Origin of the sequence: Clostridium sp. ATCC BAA-442 (assembly GCF_964239415.1) — a bacterium.
Taxonomy (GTDB): Bacteria; Bacillota; Clostridia; order Oscillospirales; family Oscillospiraceae; genus Flavonifractor; species Flavonifractor plautii.
The window spans coordinates 2,304-7,067 of the sequence record NZ_CAXSQB010000012.1; the positions used below are offsets into that span (position 1 = coordinate 2,304).

At 65.1% G+C, this 4,764-nt stretch carries 6 protein-coding genes; 4 read left to right on the forward strand and 2 right to left on the reverse strand.

All coding sequences use genetic code 11. The annotated features are described in order from the left end of the window. Window positions 1-21: 21 nt before the first annotated feature. Complete coding sequence (gene spoVAE, locus ACESY8_RS07175) at window positions 22-393, reverse strand: stage V sporulation protein AE (RefSeq protein WP_065534922.1); 372 nt, start codon at window positions 391-393, stop codon at window positions 22-24. A 9-nt stretch (window positions 394-402) separates the two neighbouring features. Next, a complete protein-coding gene (gene spoVAD, locus ACESY8_RS07180; RefSeq protein ID WP_007489345.1) occupies window positions 403-1,416 on the reverse strand; it encodes a stage V sporulation protein AD in 1,014 nt (337 codons plus the stop codon). A gap of 153 nt (window positions 1,417-1,569) precedes the next feature. On the opposite strand from spoVAD, the gene ACESY8_RS07185 reads away from it, so the two are divergent. The 4 genes from ACESY8_RS07185 (at window position 1,570) to ACESY8_RS07200 (ending at window position 4,742) form a co-directional block, all read left to right on the forward strand. Then, the gene (locus tag ACESY8_RS07185) at window positions 1,570-2,178 is read left to right on the forward strand and encodes a hypothetical protein (RefSeq protein WP_024723186.1); all 609 of its coding nucleotides are present in this window, start codon (window positions 1,570-1,572) and stop codon (window positions 2,176-2,178) included. A 12-nt stretch (window positions 2,179-2,190) separates the two neighbouring features. Beyond that, the gene (locus tag ACESY8_RS07190; protein WP_044939641.1) at window positions 2,191-2,931 is read left to right on the forward strand and encodes an acyl-[acyl-carrier-protein] thioesterase; all 741 of its coding nucleotides are present in this window, start codon (window positions 2,191-2,193) and stop codon (window positions 2,929-2,931) included. Between the two features lie 74 nt (window positions 2,932-3,005). After that, complete coding sequence (guaB, locus tag ACESY8_RS07195) at window positions 3,006-4,481, forward strand: IMP dehydrogenase (protein WP_007489348.1); 1,476 nt, start codon at window positions 3,006-3,008, stop codon at window positions 4,479-4,481. A gap of 3 nt (window positions 4,482-4,484) precedes the next feature. Next, window positions 4,485-4,742, forward strand: a complete 258-nt coding sequence (locus ACESY8_RS07200; protein ID WP_024723184.1) for a hypothetical protein — start codon at window positions 4,485-4,487, stop codon at window positions 4,740-4,742. Window positions 4,743-4,764: the final 22 nt, after the last annotated feature.

The following is a 4,764-nucleotide window of genomic DNA, read 5'->3' on the forward strand; positions in this document are numbered from 1 at the left end:
GGGCAATGCCCCGCGCCTCTTTTATCGGGATTTGGGTTTGGGTTTGAAGATCAGGGCCACCAGCCAGCCGAAGAAGATGGCGGCGGCGATGCCGCCCGCCGCGGCGGTGACGCCGCCGGTGAGGGCGCCCAGTATGCCCATCTCATCCACGGCCTTGGCGGCCCCCTTGGCCAGCAGATAGCCAAAGCCGGTCAGGGGGACGGTAGCCCCCGCTCCGCCGAACTCCACCACGTACTTGTAGAGCCCCAGCCCGCCCAGCACCACGCCGGACACCACATAGAGCACCAGAATACGGGCCGGAGTGAGCTTGGTCTTGTCAATGAGCAGCTGCCCGATCAGGCAGAGCACCCCGCCGCAGAGGAAGGCGCGGGCGTATTCCCAAAAGACTTCCATGATTTTCCCTCACTGTTCCGTTGAGATGGCCACCGCGTGGCAGATGGACGGAATGCTCTCCCCCTGGAGCGTGGAGGTGGGGGAGAGCAGGGCGCCGGTGCCGCAGAAGAGCAGGCGCCTCCAGCGGCCCTGCTTCATACCGTTGAGCAGAAAGCCGGTGAGCACCGCGGCGGAGCAGCCGCAGCCCGAGCCGCCGCAGTGGACGTCCTGGGTCTGGGCGTCGTAGATGAGCACGCCGCAGTCCTCCAGATTTTTGAATTCAATGCCGTCCCGGTGGAAGAGATCCAGCAGAATCTCCTTGCCCAGGCTGCCCAGATCGCCGGTGACAATCAGATCATAGTCCGAGGGCCTGCGGCCTGTGTCCCGAAAATGGGCCTGAATGGTATCATAGGCGGCGGGGGCCATGGCGGCTCCCATATTGTTGGCGTCCTGGATGCCCTTGTCCACAATCTTGCCTGTGGTCACATGGGTGATATAGGGGCCCGGCCCCTCCCGGGAGAGGATGACGCAGCCCGCCCCCGTCACCGTCCACTGGGCGGTGGGGGTGCGCTGGCCGCCGTACTCCAGGGGCGTGCGGTACTGCCGCTCGGCGGAGCAGAAATGGGAGGAGGTCATGGCGGCGGCGTGGGCGGCGAAACCGCCGTCCACCAGCAGGGCGGCCAGAGACAGGCTCTCCGCCATGGTGGAGCAGGCGCCGTACAGCCCGAAGAAGGGGACGTCCTGCCCCCGGACGGCGAAGCCAGAGCCAATGCACTGGTTGAGCAGGTCGCCGGCCAGAATATAGTCCAGGGCGGAGGCGCTCAGCCCCGCCTTGTCCAGCGCGGAGGAGAGGGCCAGCTTCTGCATGGCGGTCTCCGCCTTCTCCCAGGTCTTTTCCCCAAAAGAATCGTCCTGATTGATCTGGTCGAAGCTGTCGGCCAGCGGGCCCTCCCCTTCTTTTTTCCCCACCACATTGGCGTGGCCCGCGACGGAGGGCGGGTGGGCAAGGGCGACCGTCTGCCGGCCCAGCTTTTTTGTGGTCATAGCGCCAACCTTCTTTCCTTCAGATAATGCTATTTTGAACGAAAAGCCGGGAAAATATGAGGCTGGATTTTGTGGCGGGACATGCTGGTCAAAAAGAGGGCTTTGCGGTATAATAAACAGCAGAAACCGGATTCATTGAAATGGAGGCATATCATGGTCGAGGAAGCCAAGCGTACTCTGGCCTATCTCTGTCCCGCCTGCCGCCAGAGCGTGGCGGTGGAGCGCAGCGTATTCCAGCTGGCGGCGTCCGCCAACGAACTGCCCTGCCCCTGCGGCAAATCCTCCCTCCGGGTGGAGCTGATGGGCGACCGGGTGAAGCTCACCGTCCCCTGCCTGTTCTGCGGCAAGGATCACACCGTCACCTGCTCCTCCCACGCCTTTCTCCACGAGAAGGTACTGGCCTTCTCCTGCGCCGCCTCGGGGCTGGACTGCTGCTACGTGGGGGAGGAGGGGCCGGTGTTTGCCGCCCTCCAGCGCCTGGAGGAAGCGGTGGACAAGCTGGAGGCCGCTTCGGGGGAGAAGGGGGCCTTCCTGGACGAGCTGGTGATGCAGGAGGTGCTCTCCGAGCTCAAGGAGATCGCCCAGCGGGACGGCATCTCCTGCACCTGCGGCTCCCACCGCTGGAAGCTCCAGGTCAATTTCAGCTCCATCGACCTGTTCTGCGCCGACTGCGGCGGGGCCATGCGCATTCCGGCGGCCACCGCCAGCGACATCGACGACATCTGCTGTAAAAACAAGCTGGTCATCCACGGCCAGGACTGAGGAGGCGGAAGCATGGTGGTATACGAGTGCGAGTACATGGTGGACTCCAGGGACATCGACCCCTGGTACCACTGCCGCCCCTCCGGGCTGATGGGGATGCTCCAGGAGGCCGCCACCCAGGCGGCCTGTGCCCTTCACGTCTCCCGGGACGAGATGCTGGAGCGGTACAACAGCTTCTGGATGCTGGCCCGGCTGTGGTACCGGCTGGATGTCCCTCTGAGCTGGGGGGACACGGTACACATCCGCACCTGGCACCGGGGCGGGAGGGGAGCCTCCACCTACCGGGACTTCGACCTGTTTGTGAATGGACAGCCGGTGGGGGAGGCGGTGTCCACCTGGGTGCTGGCCGACGCCGCCACCCACAGGCTGGCCCGCATGAGCCGGATCACGGAGTTCCAGGATACCGACGGCGGCCCTCTCTGCAAGGAGCGCACCCTGTCCCGGGTCCGCCTGCCCGAAACTATGGAGCACGCGGACAGCCGCGCCATGCACTACAGTGATACCGACGTCAACGGCCACGTCAACAATGTCCGTTATGTGGACTTCCTCTGCGACGCCCTCCACATGGAGCGCCTGGGCCCCAGCCGCTTCGTCTCCTCCCTCCAGGTAGGCTACCTGGCCGAGTGCGTGGCGGGGGAGACCATCGAGCTCTACACCGGCCAGGCCGGCGGCCTGTGGTACGTCCACGGGGCGGATCAGGCGGGCAAGAGCCGGTTTGACGGCGCGGTGGAGCTGGCGGAGCTCACCCCTTGACAGCGGCGGAGCCATCGAGTAAAATAGAAAAAATTTAACCTCTGAGAGAGCAAAAAGATAAAAGGAGATGCACCATGGTCAACACTGACGAGCGCCAGAAGTTCACCCGGCAGGGCCTCACCTTCGACGACGTGCTGCTCATCCCCGCCGAGAGCGACGTCCTGCCCGCAGACATCGATCTGCATACCCAGCTCACCCGCAGGATCAGGCTTAACATCCCCCTGATGAGCGCCGCCATGGATACCGTCACCGAGTACCGCATGGCCATCGCCATCGCCCGTGAGGGCGGCATCGGCATCATTCATAAAAATATGTCCATCGGCGCCCAGGCCGAGCAGGTGGACATGGTCAAGCGCAGCGAGAACGGCGTCATCACCAACCCCTTCTGGCTGGCCCCCGGCCATACGCTGGCGGAGGCCGACGAGCTCATGGCCAAGTACCGCATCTCCGGCGTGCCCATCTGCAAGGACGGCAAGCTCATCGGTATTATCACCAACCGCGACATGAAGTTTGAGACCGACATGAGCCAGTTGGTGGACAACGTGATGACCAGGGACAACCTGGTCACCGCCAGGGAGGGCGTCACGCTGGAGGAGGCCAAGGAGATCCTGCGCCGCCACAAGATCGAGAAGCTGCCCATCGTGGACGATGAGAACCACCTCAAGGGCCTCATCACCATCAAGGACATCGAGAAGGCCACCGTATACCCCAACTCCGCCCGCGACGAGAAGGGCCGCCTGCTGGTGGGCGCCGCCATCGGCGCCACCCCCGACGTGCTGGACCGGGTCCACGCGCTGGTGGAGGCCGGCGTGGACGTGCTCTGCCTGGACTCCGCCCACGGCCACTCCAACAACATTCTGGAGTGCGTCCGCCGCATCAAGGCCCTCTACCCCGACGTGCAGCTCATCGCCGGCAACGTGGCCACCGCGGAGGGCACCCGCGCCCTCATTGAGGCGGGCGCCGACTGCGTGAAGATCGGCATCGGCCCCGGCTCCATCTGCACCACCCGCGTGGTGGCCGGCATCGGCGTGCCCCAGATCACCGCCGTCTATGACGCCGCCTGCGTGGCCGCCGAGTACGGCGTGCCCATCATCGCCGACGGCGGCGTGAAGTACTCCGGCGATCTGGCCAAGGCCCTGGCCGCCGGCGCCAACGTGGTCATGCTGGGCTCCCTGCTGGCGGGCTGCGAGGAGTCCCCCGGCGACACCGAGGTGTACCAGGGCCGCCAGTTCAAGGTCTACCGCGGCATGGGCTCCCTGGGCGCCATGGCCTGCGGCTCCAAGGACCGCTACTTCCAGCAGAACAACAAGAAGCTGGTGCCCGAGGGCGTAGAGGGCCGCGTGCCCTACAAGGGCCCCACCGGCGACACCATCTACCAGCTCATGGGCGGCCTGCGGGCCGGTATGGGCTACACCGGCTGCCACAACGTGGAGGAGCTGCACACCAAGGCCCAGTTCATGCAGATCACCTCCGCCGGACTCAAGGAGTCCCACCCCCACGACATCTATATCACCAAGGAAGCGCCCAACTACACCCTCAATCCCCAGTAAGCGGTGGAGCGCATCACGGTACCCGGCCCGGACGGCGGATTTTCCGTGCCCGCCGGGCTGGAACAAGAGGCAGCGGAGCGGCTGGGCCGCTACGAGGACGCCCATGGGCGCCTGCTGGCCCGCCAGGAGGAGCTGGCCGGGCGGATGGAGGCCCTCAAGGCCCAGGGAAAGCAGAAGACCGCCCAGTTCCGGGAGCTGTTCGCCGAGAAGCTCACCATTCAGAATACCCTGACGCTGTGGGAGACCTACGGTATTCACTGAAAAGGCCCAAAAGACGGGGGGG